The following is an 18411-nucleotide window of genomic DNA, read 5'->3' on the forward strand; positions in this document are numbered from 1 at the left end:
CAACCATGGCCAGAGACGGGATCACCAAGCATCAGGTTCAGCAGGTTCGGAACGAGCTCATTGCGCAAGGACGCCACCCATCTGTCGAACTGGTTCGGTCAGAGTTAGGCTCCGGGTCGAATACCACGATTTTGAAGTACTTGAGAGAGCTTGAAGTCGATGAGAAAGGACGTCTTGACAACCTTTCAGCGCTAAGTGACGAATTAGGCCAGTTCGTGGGCCATTTAGCACAGCGCCTCCAGGAAGAGGCCATGCAGCGCATTAAGACTACGGAAGAGCGGCATCATCTCGTGATCGCAGAGCGCCAACGACAACTTGACGTGCTACGGCAGGAATTGATGGCCATCAGTGAACATCGGGATAAATTGGAACACCAACACCGCGAAGCCTTAGCGCAGATTGAAGAACTGAAACATGCCCGTCATGAGGATGCGCTGCAGTTGTCTTCTATGACTTCGGAAAATCGCCATCTGAGCGGTACAATCCAGGATAAGGAAAAGCATATTCAGTCGCTGGAAGAGAAGCATACTCATGCCCGTCATGCTCTTGAGCATTATCGTGAGTCTGTGAAAACGCAACGGGAACAAGAGCAGCACAGGCATGATCATCAGGTACAACAACTACAGGCCGAGTTACGGTTAAGCCACCAAGCGTTGAGCGTTAAACAACAGGAATGTACAACCTTAAAAGAACAAACACAGCAACAGTCGGCGGAATTGCATCACGCCACACAGTCGGTCAGCAAGATTGAGCAACAATTATTGGGGAGCCAGAACAGCCAACAACAAACGGAGCAGCAACTATATCGTAAAGATACCGAGCTAAACAGATTGCAAAAGCAACACGAAGACTTGCAACAACAGTATGCGGCAGCGGCGGCTAAAGTCGCCAGTTTGCAGGCAAATGAGCAAGCCTGGCTGCAGGAAAAAGCGGCTTTGTCAGCGTCGCTCAGTACCCAGCAGCAGCTCTGGCAGACATTCTCCACAGTCAACGCCATTTCGACGCCGGCTCAATATGCCAAGGGCGAAGACGTTATTGTGGTCGATGCTGATCATGCCTTATATGACCGCATTGGCCAGGTCGAGCGCTGCGTGAAAAAGGGCAGCACTGTGAAATACTCTGTAAATTTTGACGGCGAGACCTATACCTTACCAGACAGGATCCTGAGACTGGCATGACCTAGCATTATCATTGCAACTGGCCATTGTCGGCCAGTTGCATATAATGCAGCACAACCAGTAGTTATCCATCAATGCATCACAACACTAAAAACTGCTCAACCAAATTGGTATTAAAATTCACCCCACACACAGGCAGCTGAGTAACCGCTATCTTCATCAGGATCAGTTTTTAACGCATTTTGACGATAAGCTTGCGGTAAGGCTCATTGCAATGACCGTAATCAATTGCGCCGATACCATTTTGTTTAGTTCAACAAAGTGTTTGACTTTTGATCAGTTAACCAACCAGAATCCGTAAACAACGTTATCCACAAGAGAACGCTATCTTCATGACCTATAGAATTCAACTGATCTCCAAAACTTCCGCGCCTGCAAGAAATACATACCTAGCTGGGCAGCTTTGATGAACGAGCTAAGCAGACTCCAGCACAGTCATGTTGTTACGGCTGCGTGCCAGTTCACTGAGCAGGTTCCTCACGCTAGAGCTCTCGGCATTCAGGTCGTCTCGGTAGACCGAGACCAGGTCCGTATGCGTCTGACTCCACAGTCATGGATGTTCGCGCAAGAGGATACGAAAGAAATCTGCACCAGCTTACTTTATTCGCTGGCAGACTCCGCCGGAGGCTTGGCCGTAATTGCAGGGGCCATGGAGTTGATGCCCATTGCTACGCTGGATCTGCGCATGGATTATTTGCGGCCTGCCAACGGCGACCGAGCCCTGTTGGCTGTAGCTACCTGTCGTCATTTAACAGACCAGGTCGCGTTCATTGATTGCGACATTTTCTGCGAGGCTGATAGCGAATTATTGGCTACGGCAAAGGCCACCTTCATGAGAAACACTCATGGACAGCAATTCCACTCAGATGGATTAAAGAAGAACAGCGTATGAGTAAGACAGATGATTTGGCACAACAAAGATCGCGCGCTGCAGAAAGTAGGGAGAAATGTGCTGACTGGAAAGCTCTGTTGGAGCGTATTCCCTACGCACAGCACCTTGGACTTCAGGTACAGTGCGGTGATGCAGTTGTATTGGTTTACTTGCCGTGTAATGAAACGCTGATTGGCAACTTCATGCTACCAGCCCTCCATGGAGGTGTAGTTGGAGCCCTGATTGAACTCACCGCTCGGGTGGCTGCACAGAGCAAAGATAGAGATAAACGTTGCCCGCGTATCATCGACAGCCACGTAAACTATCTTCGTTCCGCGAAGGCCCAATCGACTTTCGCGAGCGCAGAAATTGTTCGGCAAGGCAGGCGGTCCAGCTTGGTCAGTGTGACCTGCTGGCAGAACGATAAAAGCAAACCGATCGCTAGTGGTCAGGTTCAGTTGTTACTCCCGACAATCGCCGCCGAACAAGAAGAACTTCATGACTCATAAGGGCTTCAATCCTGAACACTGCGAATTCTGGTCGCTCACGATTTTCATCATTGAACCGCTGCGCCGCTAGGACGCAGCGAATTGTGTGCAGAGGGTCACGATCGAATTCAGAACTTAATTGAACGGCTGCGCCGCTAGGGCGCAGCGAATTGTGTGCAGAGGATCACCATCGAATTCAGAACTTAGAAGGATTTCGGTACCCGGCCATCATTTCCATCATCCAGCCCGGGTACTCCTCCGGTATACGACTCACCTCGTCCAGAGCTTTACGCTCGTCATCAGAGAATCGGATCTGTGCGGCCCGGATATTGGCTTTCAGCTGCTCTGGTCGCTTGGCACCAACGATAATACTGGAGACAGACTCTTGGTGAAGTAACCAGGCTAGTGCAATTTGAGCCACACTGACCGGTTCTCCGTCAATCTGCTTTCCGTCGGCCACCTCACGCATTACTTTTATAATGTCTCTGCCCCGTTCACGGTTAACTGGAGGAAAATCGAATTTGGCACGACGGTTCTCCTCGGACACGTCAGGACCTTCGTATTTGCCGGAAAGATAACCACCGGCTAGTGGACTCCACACCATCAACCCTACCTTTTCCGACGATAGCATGGGGATAACTTCCCGCTCCAGGTCGCGGCCAACTAGGGTATAGTAGGCCTGCAGCGACGTCACTGGGCACAGATTTCGGGCCTGGCTAATACCGATGGCCTTCATGACCTGCCAAGCGGCCCAGTTGGACAAGCCTACATAACGCACATACCCCTGTTGTACCAGGGTGTTGAGTGCCTCCAGCGTTTCTTCGATTGGAGTGGCCGGATCAAAGCCATGGATCTGGTATAAGTCGATATAGTCAGTTTGCAAACGACTTAGGCTTGCCTTGCACTCGTTCATGATGTGGCCACGGGACGCTCCACGGGCATTGGGCCCCTCGCCCATAGGGCCGAGCACCTTGGTCGCCAAAACGACATCCTCTCGGCGAACACCGAGGTTTTTCAAGGATTGCCCGACGATAAGCTCACTAGCGCCGAGACCATAAATATTAGCCGTATCGATGAAGTTGATGCCGGCCTGCAGGGCTATTCTTACAAGCTCGTCAGCTTGCTCCTGCCTTAGTTGCCCAATTAGACCCCAAATATCTTCGTCACCACCAAAGGTCATGGTTCCAAGACAGAGTTCAGAGACCATCAATCCGGAGTTTCCGAGAGCTTTGTAGCGTATATGATTTTGTTCGAAGTTCGGTATTTTATCAGTAGTCATGTTACACCTCTTTATAACAGGTTAATGTCCCGACTTATTGTCGGGTCTTTTCATTAGAACTCAGATGTCAATCAATTATTCTTTCCGAGCACTTTGTCGGCATCTACCCAGCAACATTTGTATTGCAGCATCGAACGATGCCGGGTCTTGTGCTGTGCGAGCCGCTAGGTGAGCTCCTTCCAACATTGCTAATGTCGCACAGGCTTCTTCTTCGGGAGCAGTAATGAGCGAAATGGACCTGTCTTTCAGACCCAGTTCAAAAATGCATTTAATCCATTTCAGCAGCATTGCTCGAACCGCACCAACCCGAATCACAACCTTTTCGGAAATGCGTTCTCGGCATATTGAAAACGCAACGCAAAGGCAGACAGTTTGGCCTCCATTCAGTGCCTCTCGGTATAATCTAATGAGAGCCATCAGACGTTCGTCAGCGCTAAGATGGTCGTTCTCTATTTCAGCTAGGCGTTCTTTCAAACTGGTGTGATACCGAGCGATCAGATGATCGGATAGATCCGCCTTAGTCGGAAAATGATAATGAATGGAAGCCTTTCTAATGCCAACGGCTACAGCAAGATCGGCATAGCTAAACCCATCAAAGCCCCTTGACCGAGCGTTGTACTCTGCGATGTCAAGCAGGGTTGTTCTTGTATCACGGTTCATAAATATCTAATGGTTGATGTAGTTAGTGTTTAGGCCCCGGTCAATTACACCTCGGGGGCCCTGACAAACCGAAGGTGCCCAGTCTTCATCCAGATTTTCGCCCCAAGGCCCCCAGCTTTTGCTGACAACGCTTCTCCCTCGGGTAGGCGCAGCCAAGCATTCTTACTCAATACATCATCGTTTATCATGACTTCGCCGTCCAGTATTAGCATCTCAATCCCGCCGACTGCGTTAGAATTCAAAGTAGCGCCGGAGTCAAGCTTGTGGAATGTCACCGCTTCTCGCCCGTCCTCATGTAGAAGCGAGGTGGCAACCCCCTCCACTGACGCATTCAGTTCCGCTTCCATGTTTTTTTTGAATTGATTTCGATCCTCAGGATCGAACTGCCAGAGCTTGACAAAAATTGTACAGCCCTCGGCAGAGCAGGGCACATGAGATGTCGTCGGAGGATTCCGAACATAGGTTCCTGAGGGATAATCCCCGTGCTCGTCCTGAAACACCCCGTCAAGTACGATGAATTCCTCGCCACCAACGTGAGTATGCGCAGAGAACTGGCTGCCTGGCGCATAACGCACAATACTGGTGGCACGAGCCACCTCGTCACCGATGCGATCCAACATTCTACGCTCGACCCCCTTCACTGGCGAAGGACACCAAAGCAGCTGGTCGGTATCAATAACTACGGGTTTTGTGATATCTGCATTTATTTCCATGCTATGTCCTTTTGTTAATTCGTCTGACAAGCCATAAAATACAAATATCAGCCATTAATCGACGGTCGGGCCGCTACCCGGTCACGCCAGGCCTTAAGAGCGCGTAGGTTCTCGGGAATTTCAACCTTGGCAAACTCCGCAAATACTAGTCCAGCATAAGCTGTGATATCCGCTACCGTGAAACGATTACCTGCGACAAAGTCACTTTCTGTGAGTACTCCGTCGAGATAGATCATGGTCAACTGGGCAACTTCTTTCTGCTTGCTACCCCAGTCAGGACATTGCCATGTCTCAAGATCTGGCCCTAGGCCCTGAGTTGCGTGGTGAAAATACGCGCCCACCGCATTCATCAATCCGGATTCAGCACGAATATTCATCATCGCGATAACTGCACGCTCTTTAGGTGACGTGCCTGTAAGGGATGGTCCGTCAAAGATACCGTCCAAGTATTCGGTTATAGCATTACAATGCGCAATGCAGGTGCCATCGTCCAGCTCTAATAATGGTACGGTGGCATCAGGGTTTTTTGCCTTGAAAGCACTGGTTCTGTGTTCACCACCCATTACATCTACTGGGACAAATATCACTTTGTTGGTGGCACCTTTTTCCGCAAGGGCGATGCGAACGCGAAGTGGGTTCGGAAACCCTGTGGTTTCATAAATTTTCATTTGAACACCTCTATTGATTAATAACCATTTGATGATCATTCTACCTTCTGGTAGGTAGTTAGACAAGAAGCAATTATATTCTCTCGTTTTGGCTTCTTTCAAAAAGTCAAACGGAGTCCCACAGGCAATTTTGAGTTGAAGACCGTGTTGTAGTTGCTGCTGATCTATTTACATACATTCACGTGTGTACGTATAATTTCATCTCTGGTTTGGAATGCTCTGCCGGATTGTAGACAAAGTGGAGGGTGCATGAGCAAAGGATTTTTGGCATTAATTGTGGCTATGGTCTTTGGTTTTTGGGGGTTGATGAATTCAGCATCAGCACAGGCGGACGAGTGGCATATGACGGGTTCGTACTCAACGGATCAGTTGCGTGGTGCACGCGTTGGGTACCGGGTTACTGATATCCGGCTGTCAATATTGGAGGATTGGACGTGGTTGGGAAGTCCAAAGCTGCATATTGAAGGTGCGTTAAACAATTGGCAAAACTCCAATGACCGTTCAGATAATGTTTTTGCGTTGACGATTAGCCCAGTGTTGGCATGGCAGCTTACCGATGGGCCTCGACCGCTGTATGTGGAAGCCGGTATTGGCGGCAGTGTTCTGGATGGCACACGCTTGGGCGAGCGACGTTTATCCACGCGTTTTCAGTTTGAAGACCGCATTGGGTTAAGTTGGCAGTATTCGGCTTATTCAAATGCACGATTAACGCTGGCATACGTGCATTATTCAAATGCAGACATTGATAGCCCTAATGATGGCCTCGATTTTTTCGGTTTAACTTGGAGTAATACCTTCTAATTGGGAGTTACGCCCTATTAAATCGTAAGTTTGTTTACCGCAAATGGCTTTCGAAGCCCTTTTCACTTTGCACTTCTCACACCACCTTTGGTTTCGGTAAATATTTGCTAAGTACAGCGTGAACCACATAATCGGTCAAGATATTTGTCGGTCAATAGTTTGAGCTAAAAAAATTTTTGTCAGCACAAACTATTAATGTATAGGGATTATTTTTAGTTCATACGTATGATCTTTAGGATTTGAAGAGGTGCTTTATTCGTGATCTAATTGATTTTGCGAATAAAAAAGATCACCTTTGCAGGCCAAACGAATGAAGCATGAACAAGATATCCGATTCTTAAACGCTTTTGAACGACTTTTTTCACCAGCTGAGCTTGATACGCTTGGGCGACAAACCGGATTTATGAAACGACGCCGCCAGGTCACACCCCACAGGTTTTGCATGGCGCTGGTCAGCGCTCTTGGCTCTGCGACAACGAATTCAATTGCTGATATCCAGCGTCAATTTAATCATATGCATGTCACTGGCATACAGCTAAAACCATTTCATAAACAATTGGTTAAGATGTCTGCACCTGAGTTTATGCGTGAGGTGTTTGAAATACGCAGCATTGGCTGTGCATCTTCCCGACATGCTTACTCTGAGGGATAAGTATCAGGATGTTTTTGACCGTATTATTTTACAAGATGGTAGCAGTTTCGCGGTACATGGCGACTTAATGCACTATTTTCCAGGGCGTTTTAATGTACACAGCCCTGCAACGGTTGAGTTGCATGTCACCTATGACGTGTTCAAAGGATAACCATAGAGCGTAAGTCTGACCGAAGACATTGCGCCAGAGCGGGATTACTTGCCATCAGCGTCATCCTTAACTGGGTGCTTATTTATGGCTGATGCCGGTTATTTTTCAAAGAGTTATATTCAGAAACTGCAAGATGCCAGTGCTTTTTTCATCAGCCGCATGAGCAAAAGTGTTAATCCAATGGCCGTTTGCGACAAAAGCCAGCAGGCAAAACCACCGCAATCATGGCTAAAAGAATTACCCAGTACAGGTGCGTTAGATTTAGACGTGCATTGGCCTGATGGCCCGGTTTATCGTTGTGTGGCATTTGCTGCATTAGATCACAAAAAAAGACATGTTCTGGTATGCACTAACCTTGATCGGCAACAGTTTCCACCAGAAGTTGTCGGCGATCTCTATCGTGTCCGCTGGCAGATAGAACTGCTATTCAAAGAATGGAAGACTATGAATAATTTGAATAAATTCGACAATCACCATGCAACAATAGTTGAAACGCTGATCTGGGGAAGCTTGCTCGCGGCAACTTTAAAACGATGGCTTATTAACGCGGCACAACAAAAGTATGACCGGGTGATTTCACTGTTTACCGGTGCAAAATCAGCCCATATCTGGTGGTTACCCTTTTGTTTAGATATTGCCAGAGGTCCTGGCGCGGATTAAGTAACGGCCATAAATAAAGCATTGGCATTTTTAGCACAACGTTGCCAGCGTCAGAATTTGACGAGGGACCAAAAAAATGGGGTGTTTAAAACACTATCTAATATAAGTAAATCAGTAACTTAAGCTCTTAAGGACATACGTATGATTTTTAGTTTCCTCTTGCATATGTACTGGAGCAGGTTTACTACTTTATGGACACTGCCGCACCGTTTCCGGGCGGCAAGCGGGCTATCCTGACACGGCGGGGACATTATCTTATGACGAGAATTCAGAATGACAGATTAGCAATTTCGACTATTTAGTCTGTCAGCAATGCTTTGCGACGGTCAGGTCTCGACTCATTCGATGTCCTAATTGTGGATGAAGGGCAAGACTTGTTAAATTTTCGAGACACAAATTTCCTCCCATAGTATCAGCTCTTTGCTAATTTGATTTGCGCCCAGTCCCACCGAGCAACCCAGTGCACGATTTGCTTTAGCCCTTGCTGATAATGTTGTCTACGAATGGGCAGCTTAGGTTCATTACAAAGCAGGATGCCGAGGAAGTTCAGAGCAAGTACCCGTCGATTTTTAATCGTGTTCGCCTGATATCGTAAGTGTACGCCTGCTATTTCACCTGCGGCACCCATCAGGTAGTGGAACCAATTTGCCAGTGCCGCCAGTAGCAGTAATATATCCAAACGCGATTTGGATTTGGTGCCGTGCAAGTCACTCCATAAGCCATAACGCGGACTTTTTTGGTCTCGGAAGCTTTCTTCAATTTGCATTCGGCTACTGTAGCACTTGGCGATTTTACCCGCATAGTCATGACACTCAGGTAACGATGACACCAATAACCAGGGTTCTTTGTAAGACTTATTTTTGTCTCGCTTCAATAGCTCATAGCCTTTACCAACCAGAATGACGCGGGTTTCATACTGCTGCGTCTAAGTCAGCATGATTGTGCCTAAGTGTTTGGGTGTGGCGCGAGCCTTTTTATAAAGCGCATTGACAGTCATAAACTCCATTTGCTCTGCCAGTTTAAGCTTCACGTTACCTCTGACTCTGGCGACATAATGCCAGCCTAATTTGCGTACCTGTTTAAGCCAGGGCACTTTGAAGCCAGCATCAGCGACAATACAGGCTTGCAGTCTTTAGGTAACATTGCCTTGAGCTGATTTAAAAATGTGCGGTGCACATGTGGGCAAGTATAGTCTTCTGCCGCTGCCACTTTTTGTAATAATGTCAGTGCTCTGCCATCAGCGGACATGCTGGCTCGCAGAATAAAATGCCGTTTCACGGTATCGGCGTTGCTCCAGTCAATCAAAATGAGCGGCTGAGATTTACTGCTCACGACAGATTTGGTCATTGCCGAATAGATAAGAGGTAGCTCCCGCTGCAGATTAGCATTGCTGAGTAATCTATCTGCGCGCTTGATACTGACTTTATCCGACGAGCCTGGCATCGCACGCCCAATGGCTGTCACAGTACAACGCGCGTCTTTAGTAAGAGCAGTTTTCATATATAAACTCGTTAACCATAAACAGAAGGGTTTTCAATAGTGTTTTTTTCTGAATACTGAGACGCTGTATCAAGCTCGTTTTCAATTTTTTTGCGTGTGGTGCAATACGGAGCAATGTCTTGGCGGCCTTCAAGTATGCCAGTTACTCTTCTCTTAATTGTAAGAAAGCCATATTTTGCAACGCCATATCAATAGCGTTATTAATTGCGCCAACGGAAACCCCAACTTTATATGCTCTAAACAGCCCATACTTTCTGATGTGGCTGATGGTTTTGTCTGGATTCCATAACAACAGGGCTAAAAATGTTGAAGCAGCGGGTAAATATTTGTTACTTTTCAAATTGAGGCTTAGTGAGTCGAATAGCAAGCCCAGCTCTTTTTAGAAGCCAATATCTGTGAGGACGAATAATTAATTAGTCCAGCTATAATTTTTTGCCTACTTGTCTTGGCCTATAATAGATTTGCTAAATCGTTAATATTCATACATTTTCTCTGCATTAAGCTAATTTTGAATTATAAGTGGCAGGTTAACGTAACTAGCAAGTAAAAGCGGCCTGACACCGCGCCCAAGGGCTATGAAGCGTGCCGAGCGTGCCGAGCGTGATGCGCTGATAAAGGAAGCGTTTGACGACGCCAAAGCTCGTAACGGCTCCAGGCGCATTCAGGTTGACCTTGCTGAGCATGGCAAGAAACCGGATGTAAAAACCATACTGAACAGCATGGAGCGCCAGGGTTTAGTGGCTAAAGCGGCCCGCAAGTTTAAAGTGACGACCGACAGCAAGCATTCGCTGCAAGTCGCCCCAAACTTGCTTGAGCAGGACTTTAGCGCAACAGGCCCGAACCAGAAATGGGTCGGTGATATCACGTACCTGATGACCAGCGAAGGCTGGCTGTATCTGGCGGTAATCATTGATCTGTACTCGCGGGCAGTAATTGGCTGGTCGATGAGCAACCGTATGACAGCAGATCTGGTATGCAGCGCATTGAACATGGCGTTGTTCCGTCGCGGCTTCCCAAAATCGGTGATCGTTCATAGTGATCGAGGCAGCCAGTACTGCTCGCATGATTACCGTGACTTGATTAAAAAGCACCAATTAGTGCAAAGCATGAGCCGCAAAGGAAACTGCTGGGACGTCAACGCCTGTGCGGAAAGCTTCTTCCACTCATTGAAAGTTGAAGCAATCCAGGACGAGCCGATAATGGATCGGGAAACCATGCGCCAACACGTTTTTGAATACATTGAGGTTGATTACGACAAGACCAGAAGGCATAGTGCTCTTAGCTATCTCAGCCCAGAGAATTTTGAATTGAAGAACAGTGCTTAGTGAAACAAAACCGGTAACCACCGAACGCGACACAAAGCGCATTAAATCGCCCAGCTTAAACAAACCAATTTTGTATTGTAGCATTAGCAGGCAAAAATTATGCGGCAACACTGACGACCTAAACCCAGTAGACTTAGCAAAAGCTCTCTGTTTACGCAACGATTTAGGGCTTGTTGATCTTTCGTGATGGATTATTAGACAGCATGATGGGCTGGTATAATTACTTTCGCCAAAAACTAACCATGACAACCCATCATGCCAAGAACAATGTTAACAGACGAGTACTGGTCAAAGCTAATCAGATTGATGCTTAAAACGGGCCGCGTATATGACAAGCCGGAACACAGAAATACTTTCGAAGGCATTTTGTATCGGATGCGGGTCGGTTGCCCTTGGCGCGATGTGCCAGAAGCTTTTGGAGATTGGAGCGCCATCTACCGGCGTTTTAACCTGTGGTCTAAAAAAGGCATTCTAATGCAGCTATTCGCAGAGTTAAGGCAATTGGCTGATTTAGAGTGGGAATTTATAGACGGCAGCATCGTCAAAGCGCATCAGCATGCGACAGGTGCTCGCTCAGAAGATAAAGAAGCGATTGGGAAAAGTCGTGGTGGTAACACGACGAAAATCCATATGGCAGTGGATAGTTGCGGCTTGCCAATAGATTTTATTGTGACAGGCGGTGAGGTTCATGACAGTAAAGCAGCCATAGAATTACTAAAACAACTGCCTGATGCCGAACACGTTATCGCTGACCGGGGCTATGATAGCGAGAAGATACGAGAGCAGATCCGAGAAAAAAAGGGCGTCCCTAACATACCGCGCAAGCGTAATTCGAAGATTGGTAATGGCGATATTGACTGGTGTCTGTACAAATATCGCCATCTGGTTGAGAACGTGTTTGCCAGGCTAAAACATTACCGCTCAGTAGCAACAAGGTATGATAAATTAGCCCGGAATTATGCAAGTACACTGGCCTTGGCTTGCTGCCTTATATGGCTGCCAATGTGGGTTGGCTGAATTATGAACAGCAAAGATCAACAGGCCCTAGTAATAAATTATGTTTTCTTATGAACTAAAACTCTGGTTCTTCGTAAATAAAACGGTGCTGTCAATAAATTAGAACAGTAATAAAAAATAAGGTGTGATAGATGAACGTTATAAATCGCTTGTACTCAGGCTTCGCTATGCTGCTGTTGATTATGCTTGGAATCACACTTTTTGGTCTGTTTAAAATCAGCATAGCGGACCAGAATTTAACTCAACTCTCAGAACAGACTGCGGTTGAACAGCGTCAGGCCATTAACTTCCGCGGCAGTGTGCATGATAGAGCAATTTCGATTCGTGACGCAGTTTTAGTCAAAGATACCAGCGCATCTCAGATTCACCAAAATGACATAACCCGATTAAATGGCTTTTACCAGCAATCCGCCGCTACGCTGGATAGTATGTATAGCAAGATAAAACATACCCCTGAAGAAGAAAACTTACTACGCCAAATCAAGGAAATAGAAAGCTCCACCTTAGCTGTCACCAAAAACATTCTGGATATGATTAACAGCGGACGCCAGCAAGAAGCCACAGACTACTTATTAACCACAGTATCTCCTGCTTACAGCGAATGGCTGAAACGCATCAATAAGCTGATCGATTTTCAGGAAGAAGCCATACAACATCAGGTGGCGTCGGCCCGTGAACAAACAAATAGCTTTCAGCGGATCATGCTTTTAGTCACGGCCATTGCAATAGTCATTGGTTGTGTCGTCGCTGTTAGTACAGTGAATCGATTAAAAAGAATGGTCGGTGGTGAGCCCGAATATGCAGCGTCGGTCATTAAAAAAATTGCCTCTGGTGATTTAACAGTTCAGGTGAAATCTCACACTGCAGAAAGTATTTTAAGTGCAGTAAAAGATCTGACAGAACATATGTCGGGTATCACCAAAAACTCAATACGAGCAGCTAACGAATTACTTACGGCTTCCAAACAGCTGTTGGAGACAGCGCAATACAACGAAGATTTGATTGGCAACCAAAAACTGGCCACTGAACAAGGTGCTACAGCCATTAACCAAATGTCATCCACTGTAGCTGAGGTTGCCAACCATACCAGCGATGCCGCAGGTCTTGCTCAAACTGCAATCAACGAATTCAACGCCGGTCAGGCTGAAGTCAGTAAAACTCAATCCAGTATCAATGCACTGGCAGATAAAGTGAGTGACGCTGCAGAGGTAATCAATCATTTATCGGAAGATAGCCGTCAGATAGGCTCAGTGCTTGAAGTGATCCAGGGCATAGCTGAACAAACCAATTTATTGGCATTAAACGCAGCTATTGAAGCGGCCAGAGCTGGCGAACAAGGCCGTGGTTTTGCAGTAGTTGCCGATGAAGTGCGTAATCTAGCTCGTCGAACTCAGGATTCAACCCGTCAAATCCAAACTGTTATTGAGAAAATGCAGGGCAGTTCTTTAAAAGCTGTGGCAGTGATGAACGAAGGTAAAGCTCAGGCAGAAACCAGTGTAGAACAGGCTCAACGCGCAGGTGACTCACTGAATGCGATCAACCTGTCAGTGACAAAAATAAGCGATATGAATACCCAAATCGCCACAGCAGCTGAAGAACAATCCGTGGTTGCATCCGAGATCAACCGTAATTTTAGCCAAATTACCCATTCAGCCGTGATGGCTGAAGAGCAAGCCAGTAAGATAACTGTTGCCAGTCAGCAGCTTGAAAAACTGGCTAAAACCTTAGAGCAAAATGTGAAGCAGTTCAAAACAGCATAATTCAGCTGCTTTTGATCTAATGCGGTCGCAGCGTGACTTTTTTACAAGCTAACACAGGTAAGAGGCTGCATTTCGAGACATTCAGAGGGGATTTTTCCCCTCTGTCAGTTCTTCACCAGAAAACCCGACGCCAGTAAATTAAATGCCTCCAGCGTTTTTGGCAGCATAGCCTGCGGCTCTGCACTGGACGCTAGCCAAAGCGCTGCATTCAAGGCTGCGCCATTTAACAACATAGCTGCAGCTTCAGCATCAACAGGTTTGACTGTGCCATTTTCAATCAACTTTTCAATAGTACTTCTGGTCGATTGCAGACATTTATTCTGGCTCGGCCATTGTGATGGGTCACCCAGCACCGAAGGACCATCCAGCAATACAATGCGCTGCACTTCAGGGTCCAGTGCCTTTTCTATATAGGCAGCACCTTCAGCTAATAAACCTGACCAGGCATTCTCTGCTTTGGCGCCAACAGACTTCGCATATTCAGCCATTTCAGAGTCAATCTGATCGACAACAGCAGCAAGCAAACCACGTTTATCACCAAAGTTATGGTACAGCGCGCCCCGGGTTAAACCAGCTTCAGCAGTTAAGGTATCCATAGAGGCCGCTGCGTAACCATGCTCAGCAAAGGCTCGCCGTGCGGCCGCAATCAGCTTCTCACGGTTTTCCGCCATCTTTGTTAATCGGATGCTCATTCAATACTCCTTTCACATACGCAATGTATGCCACTTGACATACGCTGCGTATGCGAGATATTCTACATACGCCTCGTATGTTAAAACAATTCAACATACAGGACCATCAAAACTATCCGGATTGTGTTGTACTACTGCACATATCAGTAGCTTCGCAGCCAATCAGACCCTTTACAAAGAGAGCCATACAATGAAAAGAGAAGCTATTTTCCCAGCCAACAGACATGCACTTTATGAAGAGCATGGTTATTCCGCTGCAATTCGCTCAGGTGATTTGCTCTTCGTTTCCGGCCAGGTGGGCAGCCGTGCTGACGGCAGCCCTGAAGCAGATTTCGAACTTCAGGTTGAGTTAGCCTTTGAGAATCTTAAAGCTACTTTGGCTGCTGCAGGTTGCACCTTTGACGATATAGTGGACGTCACTACCTTTCATACCGATCCGGAACATCAATTCGGCACCATTATGAAAGTAAAACAAAAGATCTTTGGCGCGCCACCTTACCCAAACTGGACAGCAGTGGGAGTCACCTGGTTAGCAGGCTTTGATTTTGAGATTAAGGTGATAGCACGAATTCCTGGCTGAAGATCCGATCAAGCACTTTAATAGCGATTAAAGTGCTTTTTCCACTAGGGCTTGTTGATCTTTCGTGATGGATTATTAGACAGCATGATGGGCTGGTATAATTACTTTCGCCAAAAACTAACCATGACAACCCATCATGCCAAGAACAATGTTAACAGACGAGTACTGGTCAAAGCTAATCAGATTGATGCTTAAAACGGGCCGCGTATATGACAAGCCGGAACACAGAAATACTTTCGAAGGCATTTTGTATCGGATGCGGGTCGGTTGCCCTTGGCGCGATGTGCCAGAAGCTTTTGGAGATTGGAGCGCCATCTACCGGCGTTTTAACCTGTGGTCTAAAAAAGGCATTCTAATGCAGCTATTCGCAGAGTTAAGGCAATTGGCTGATTTAGAGTGGGAATTTATAGACGGCAGCATCGTCAAAGCGCATCAGCATGCGACAGGTGCTCGCTCAGAAGATAAAGAAGCGATTGGGAAAAGTCGTGGTGGTAACACGACGAAAATCCATATGGCAGTGGATAGTTGCGGCTTGCCAATAGATTTTATTGTGACAGGCGGTGAGGTTCATGACAGTAAAGCAGCCATAGAATTACTAAAACAACTGCCTGATGCCGAACACGTTATCGCTGACCGGGGCTATGATAGCGAGAAGATACGAGAGCAGATCCGAGAAAAAAAGGGCGTCCCTAACATACCGCGCAAGCGTAATTCGAAGATTGGTAATGGCGATATTGACTGGTGTCTGTACAAATATCGCCATCTGGTTGAGAACGTGTTTGCCAGGCTAAAACATTACCGCTCAGTAGCAACAAGGTATGATAAATTAGCCCGGAATTATGCAAGTACACTGGCCTTGGCTTGCTGCCTTATATGGCTGCCAATGTGGGTTGGCTGAATTATGAACAGCAAAGATCAACAGGCCCTAGTTTAGTCAACAGGTTAACTTGGAACCCGCACAATGGATAGAAAATAATATTGCATTAAATATCATATAGTTAACTGCTATTTCATGAGGAATTTCCAGAATCCCGGTTAACCCTCGTATAGTCGCTATTGCTGATGTGTTTGATGCGCTCTCCCATACACGTTGTTATAAATCTGCATGGCCATTAGAAGATGTATTAACTGAAATGCAAAAAGGTGCAGGTAAACATTTTGACCCCAATTTACTCGAGCTTTTTATCCAGAATATTGAGGTGTTTGTTCAAGTGAAAGAAAACTGGAAAGATCTCTAAATGCAGAGATCATCCTTTTTATGGTCGCTTAGTTAATATCGCTATCTGCAAGAAAATCAAAGATCGCCGTTTGCGGTTTTCCGTTGACAGTGAAATTAACAAAACCACGCCAGACCATATACCCACTACTGCAAGAACCATAAACCATTTGGCCTATATAGTTCATTTCATCAACTTGGCGCACATTGACCGGAATAATCCCCATAAACATATCTCTCCCTTCTAAGCGAATGTGTACATCACTTATAGGAGCCGAAGATAATATATTTAATGTTAAAGGTTTTTCACTCGGGGCATGACTTGGGTTGATAGTGAAACTCAGTTTAATCCCTGCAATGGTTTTTACACATTCACCTTGAGAAAAAACACATAATGATGGATCGGAGTTTTCCTTATCTCTAATGTGCTCGACCTTTTCTTTACAAGCAGTGAGATTAAGCAAGAATACCATGGTTAAAAATACAAGGAATTGCCGCATAAGCACAAAAATTAACCTTATTATGCAATGTGTTAACATTCTATAGCGTAGGTTGATCTAGATCAACTTTCGACAGCCCTTCTTTGGTATCTTTTTTGACATTGCTCAAGTATCATTGCGAAACCTTGTATTTGAGCACAAATATGAAGGATAACGCATTGACATAACTTGATTACCCTAATAGGGAAGCAATGTTGTGTCATTTTATAACAGGTAAAGCTTGTCTTTACTAAAAGTAAAAGTAATAAGCAGTGGAAGCATTATGATGAACCATTCCCAGCCAACAGGCGCTGATTACAATTACACCATTGTTCGCCAATTTGCCTTAACCACGGTTTTGTGGGGTATTGTTGGTATGACAGTCGGTGTATTAATTGCGGCCCAGTTAATCTGGCCTCAGCTGAACTTTGACACACCTTGGTTAACGTACAGTCGCTTGCGACCATTACATACCAATGCGGTGATCTTCGCGTTCGGTACATCAGCCCTCTTTGCAACATCCTATTATGTCGTACAACGCACCTGTCAAACCCGACTATTTGCACCTAAATTAGCTGCATTTACGTTTTGGGGATGGCAAGCCATCATTCTGTCAGCAGCTATCTCTTTACCTATGGGCTTTACCCAAGGCAAAGAATATGCTGAATTGGAATGGCCAATTGATATCGCTATCACTATTGTATGGGTTTCCTATGCCATAGTGTTTTTTGGCACTATCGTCAAACGTACTACCTCGCATATCTATGTTGCGAACTGGTTCTTTGGCGCCTTTATCATTACCGTCGCGGTACTCCATATTGTTAACTCTATGGCAGTACCTGTGAGTCTATTCAAGTCATATTCCATGTATAGCGGTGCTGTCGACGCTATGGTGCAATGGTGGTATGGTCATAATGCTGTAGGCTTCTTACTGACGGCTGGTTTTTTAGGAATGATGTACTATTTCGTCCCTAAGCAAGCAGGTCGTCCGGTATATTCCTATCGTCTGTCGATTGTGCACTTCTGGGCACTGATCGCACTGTACATTTGGGCGGGTCCTCACCATTTACATTACACAGCATTACCTGATTGGACTCAGTCTTTGGGTATGGTGATGTCGCTGATCCTATTTGCTCCCTCTTGGGGCGGTATGATCAACGGTATTATGACCCTATCAGGTGCTTGGCATAAGCTGCGTACTGACCCAATATTGCGTTTCCTCGTTGTTTCTCTGTCTTTCTATGGTATGTCTACCTTTGAAGGACCGATGATGGCGATTAAAACCGTTAACGCCTTATCTCACTATACTGACTGGACAGTAGGACACGTTCACTCCGGCGCGCTAGGCTGGGTTGCAATGGTCTCTATTGGTTCGTTATATCATTTGGTTCCTGTGTTATTTGGCCATGGCCGTATGTACAGTACCAAACTGATTAATGTCCATTTCTGGTTAGCAACCATTGGTACAGTGCTTTACATTGTGTCTATGTGGATTTCTGGTGTGATGCAAGGTCTGATGTGGCGTGCAGTAAACGCTGATGGAACATTGACTTATAGCTTTGTTGAAAGTCTTGAAGCTTCATATCCTTTCTACTTCGTACGTTTCATCGGTGGATGTTTCTTCCTAACCGGTATGCTTATCATGGCATATAACGTTGTTCGTACTGTGAAAGCCTCAAAAGATTCATTGCCAGCACTGGCTGAACCAACGGCGGCTTAAG

General features: G+C 46.2%; 16 protein-coding genes and 4 pseudogenes. 12 read left to right on the top strand and 8 right to left on the bottom strand.

The genetic code is table 11. From position 1 onward, the window contains the following. Positions 1–5: 5 nt before the first annotated feature. From SPUTW3181_RS10525 to SPUTW3181_RS10535, 3 genes are all read left to right on the top strand, one after another. Positions 6–1178 carry a DNA-binding protein gene (locus SPUTW3181_RS10525; RefSeq protein ID WP_011789339.1) on the top strand — a complete coding sequence of 391 codons (1173 nt, stop codon included), beginning with the start codon at positions 6–8 and terminating at the stop codon, positions 1176–1178. 406 nt (positions 1179–1584) lie between these two features. Next, positions 1585–2070 carry a PaaI family thioesterase gene (locus SPUTW3181_RS10530; RefSeq protein WP_008983532.1) on the top strand — a complete coding sequence of 162 codons (486 nt, stop codon included), beginning with the start codon at positions 1585–1587 and terminating at the stop codon, positions 2068–2070. After that, entirely contained in the window at positions 2067–2558 is a 492-nt protein-coding gene (locus tag SPUTW3181_RS10535; RefSeq protein ID WP_008983531.1) for a PaaI family thioesterase, read from the top strand. The genes SPUTW3181_RS10530 and SPUTW3181_RS10535 overlap by 4 nt, the downstream gene beginning before the upstream one ends. Before the next feature lie 175 nt (positions 2559–2733). Here SPUTW3181_RS10535 and SPUTW3181_RS10540 read toward each other — a convergent pair whose 3' ends face one another. The 4 genes from SPUTW3181_RS10540 to SPUTW3181_RS10555 all read right to left on the bottom strand — a co-directional run bounded on the left by SPUTW3181_RS10540 (position 2734) and on the right by SPUTW3181_RS10555 (position 5857). Further along, positions 2734–3816 (bottom strand): aldo/keto reductase, encoded by a 1083-nt coding sequence (locus tag SPUTW3181_RS10540; RefSeq protein ID WP_008983530.1) that lies wholly within the window; start codon positions 3814–3816, stop codon positions 2734–2736. 75 nt (positions 3817–3891) lie between these two features. Further along, positions 3892–4476, bottom strand: a complete 585-nt coding sequence (locus SPUTW3181_RS10545; protein ID WP_008983529.1) for a TetR/AcrR family transcriptional regulator — start codon at positions 4474–4476, stop codon at positions 3892–3894. A 44-nt stretch (positions 4477–4520) separates the two neighbouring features. Then, the gene (locus tag SPUTW3181_RS10550) at positions 4521–5189 is read right to left on the bottom strand and encodes a cupin domain-containing protein (protein ID WP_008983528.1); all 669 of its coding nucleotides are present in this window, start codon (positions 5187–5189) and stop codon (positions 4521–4523) included. A gap of 47 nt (positions 5190–5236) precedes the next feature. After that, entirely contained in the window at positions 5237–5857 is a 621-nt protein-coding gene (locus SPUTW3181_RS10555; RefSeq protein WP_008983527.1) for a glutathione S-transferase family protein, read from the bottom strand. 249 nt (positions 5858–6106) lie between these two features. On the opposite strand from SPUTW3181_RS10555, the gene SPUTW3181_RS10560 reads away from it, so the two are divergent. Then, entirely contained in the window at positions 6107–6658 is a 552-nt protein-coding gene (locus SPUTW3181_RS10560; protein WP_008983526.1) for an acyloxyacyl hydrolase, read from the top strand. A gap of 310 nt (positions 6659–6968) precedes the next feature. Further along, a pseudogene (locus tag SPUTW3181_RS10565) lies at positions 6969–8244 on the top strand (IS4 family transposase). A gap of 289 nt (positions 8245–8533) precedes the next feature. On the opposite strand, the pseudogene SPUTW3181_RS21575 reads toward SPUTW3181_RS10565, so the two are convergent. Together SPUTW3181_RS21575 and SPUTW3181_RS10580 are read right to left on the bottom strand one after the other, a co-directional pair. Next, positions 8534–9615: pseudogene (locus SPUTW3181_RS21575) on the bottom strand (IS4 family transposase); the annotation flags it as partial. A 148-nt stretch (positions 9616–9763) separates the two neighbouring features. Further along, entirely contained in the window at positions 9764–9961 is a 198-nt protein-coding gene (locus SPUTW3181_RS10580) for a hypothetical protein (protein WP_157037389.1), read from the bottom strand. A 223-nt stretch (positions 9962–10184) separates the two neighbouring features. On the opposite strand from SPUTW3181_RS10580, the pseudogene SPUTW3181_RS10585 reads away from it, so the two are divergent. From SPUTW3181_RS10585 to SPUTW3181_RS10595, 3 genes and pseudogenes are all read left to right on the top strand, one after another. After that, positions 10185–10946, top strand: a pseudogene (locus tag SPUTW3181_RS10585) (IS3 family transposase); the annotation flags it as partial. A gap of 255 nt (positions 10947–11201) precedes the next feature. After that, positions 11202–11963: an IS5-like element ISSpu10 family transposase gene (locus tag SPUTW3181_RS10590; protein ID WP_011789342.1), complete on the top strand. Its 762-nt coding sequence runs from the start codon at positions 11202–11204 to the stop codon at positions 11961–11963. Positions 11964–12094: 131 nt separating this feature from the next. Then, the gene (locus SPUTW3181_RS10595; RefSeq protein ID WP_011789343.1) at positions 12095–13723 is read left to right on the top strand and encodes a methyl-accepting chemotaxis protein; all 1629 of its coding nucleotides are present in this window, start codon (positions 12095–12097) and stop codon (positions 13721–13723) included. Positions 13724–13827: 104 nt separating this feature from the next. On the opposite strand, the gene SPUTW3181_RS10600 is transcribed toward SPUTW3181_RS10595, so the two are convergent. After that, the gene (locus tag SPUTW3181_RS10600) at positions 13828–14415 is read right to left on the bottom strand and encodes a TetR/AcrR family transcriptional regulator (protein ID WP_011789344.1); all 588 of its coding nucleotides are present in this window, start codon (positions 14413–14415) and stop codon (positions 13828–13830) included. Between the two features lie 190 nt (positions 14416–14605). Here SPUTW3181_RS10600 and SPUTW3181_RS10605 point away from each other — a divergent pair, with 190 nt between their 5' ends. The 3 genes and pseudogenes from SPUTW3181_RS10605 to SPUTW3181_RS21850 form a co-directional block, all read left to right on the top strand. Next, on the top strand, positions 14606–14995 hold the full coding sequence (locus SPUTW3181_RS10605) for a RidA family protein (RefSeq protein WP_011789345.1): 390 nt from the start codon (positions 14606–14608) through the stop codon (positions 14993–14995). 136 nt (positions 14996–15131) lie between these two features. Beyond that, a complete protein-coding gene (locus SPUTW3181_RS10610; RefSeq protein ID WP_011789342.1) occupies positions 15132–15893 on the top strand; it encodes an IS5-like element ISSpu10 family transposase in 762 nt (253 codons plus the stop codon). Positions 15894–16023: 130 nt separating this feature from the next. Further along, positions 16024–16233: pseudogene (locus tag SPUTW3181_RS21850) on the top strand (HD-GYP domain-containing protein); the annotation flags it as partial. A 28-nt stretch (positions 16234–16261) separates the two neighbouring features. Here SPUTW3181_RS21850 and SPUTW3181_RS10615 read toward each other — a convergent pair. Beyond that, entirely contained in the window at positions 16262–16711 is a 450-nt protein-coding gene (locus SPUTW3181_RS10615) for a hypothetical protein (RefSeq protein ID WP_049766871.1), read from the bottom strand. A gap of 262 nt (positions 16712–16973) precedes the next feature. On the opposite strand from SPUTW3181_RS10615, the gene ccoN reads away from it, so the two are divergent. Then, on the top strand, positions 16974–18410 hold the full coding sequence (gene ccoN, locus SPUTW3181_RS10620; RefSeq protein WP_011789347.1) for a cytochrome-c oxidase, cbb3-type subunit I: 1437 nt from the start codon (positions 16974–16976) through the stop codon (positions 18408–18410). Position 18411 lies beyond the last annotated feature (1 nt).

Source organism: Shewanella sp. W3-18-1 (assembly GCF_000015185.1).
Lineage (GTDB): Bacteria > Pseudomonadota > Gammaproteobacteria > Enterobacterales > Shewanellaceae > Shewanella > Shewanella putrefaciens.

Bases quoted from the DNA above. Each gene is read 5' to 3' on its own strand.
- SPUTW3181_RS10590 (WP_011789342.1), top strand. From the start codon at position 11,202: ATGCCAAGAACAATGTTAACAGACGAGTACTGGTCAAAGCTAATCAGA.
- SPUTW3181_RS10600 (WP_011789344.1), bottom strand. From the start codon at position 14,415: ATGAGCATCCGATTAACAAAGATGGCGGAAAACCGTGAGAAGCTGATT.
- SPUTW3181_RS10530 (WP_008983532.1), top strand. From the start codon at position 1,585: ATGAACGAGCTAAGCAGACTCCAGCACAGTCATGTTGTTACGGCTGCG.
- ccoN (WP_011789347.1), top strand. From the start codon at position 16,974: ATGATGAACCATTCCCAGCCAACAGGCGCTGATTACAATTACACCATT.
- SPUTW3181_RS10535 (WP_008983531.1), top strand. From the start codon at position 2,067: ATGAGTAAGACAGATGATTTGGCACAACAAAGATCGCGCGCTGCAGAA.
- SPUTW3181_RS10545 (WP_008983529.1), bottom strand. From the start codon at position 4,476: ATGAACCGTGATACAAGAACAACCCTGCTTGACATCGCAGAGTACAAC.
- SPUTW3181_RS10555 (WP_008983527.1), bottom strand. From the start codon at position 5,857: ATGAAAATTTATGAAACCACAGGGTTTCCGAACCCACTTCGCGTTCGC.
- SPUTW3181_RS10610 (WP_011789342.1), top strand. From the start codon at position 15,132: ATGCCAAGAACAATGTTAACAGACGAGTACTGGTCAAAGCTAATCAGA.
- SPUTW3181_RS10560 (WP_008983526.1), top strand. From the start codon at position 6,107: ATGAGCAAAGGATTTTTGGCATTAATTGTGGCTATGGTCTTTGGTTTT.
- SPUTW3181_RS10615 (WP_049766871.1), bottom strand. From the start codon at position 16,711: ATGCGGCAATTCCTTGTATTTTTAACCATGGTATTCTTGCTTAATCTC.
- SPUTW3181_RS10550 (WP_008983528.1), bottom strand. From the start codon at position 5,189: ATGGAAATAAATGCAGATATCACAAAACCCGTAGTTATTGATACCGAC.
- SPUTW3181_RS10525 (WP_011789339.1), top strand. From the start codon at position 6: ATGGCCAGAGACGGGATCACCAAGCATCAGGTTCAGCAGGTTCGGAAC.
- SPUTW3181_RS10605 (WP_011789345.1), top strand. From the start codon at position 14,606: ATGAAAAGAGAAGCTATTTTCCCAGCCAACAGACATGCACTTTATGAA.
- SPUTW3181_RS10595 (WP_011789343.1), top strand. From the start codon at position 12,095: ATGAACGTTATAAATCGCTTGTACTCAGGCTTCGCTATGCTGCTGTTG.
- SPUTW3181_RS10540 (WP_008983530.1), bottom strand. From the start codon at position 3,816: ATGACTACTGATAAAATACCGAACTTCGAACAAAATCATATACGCTAC.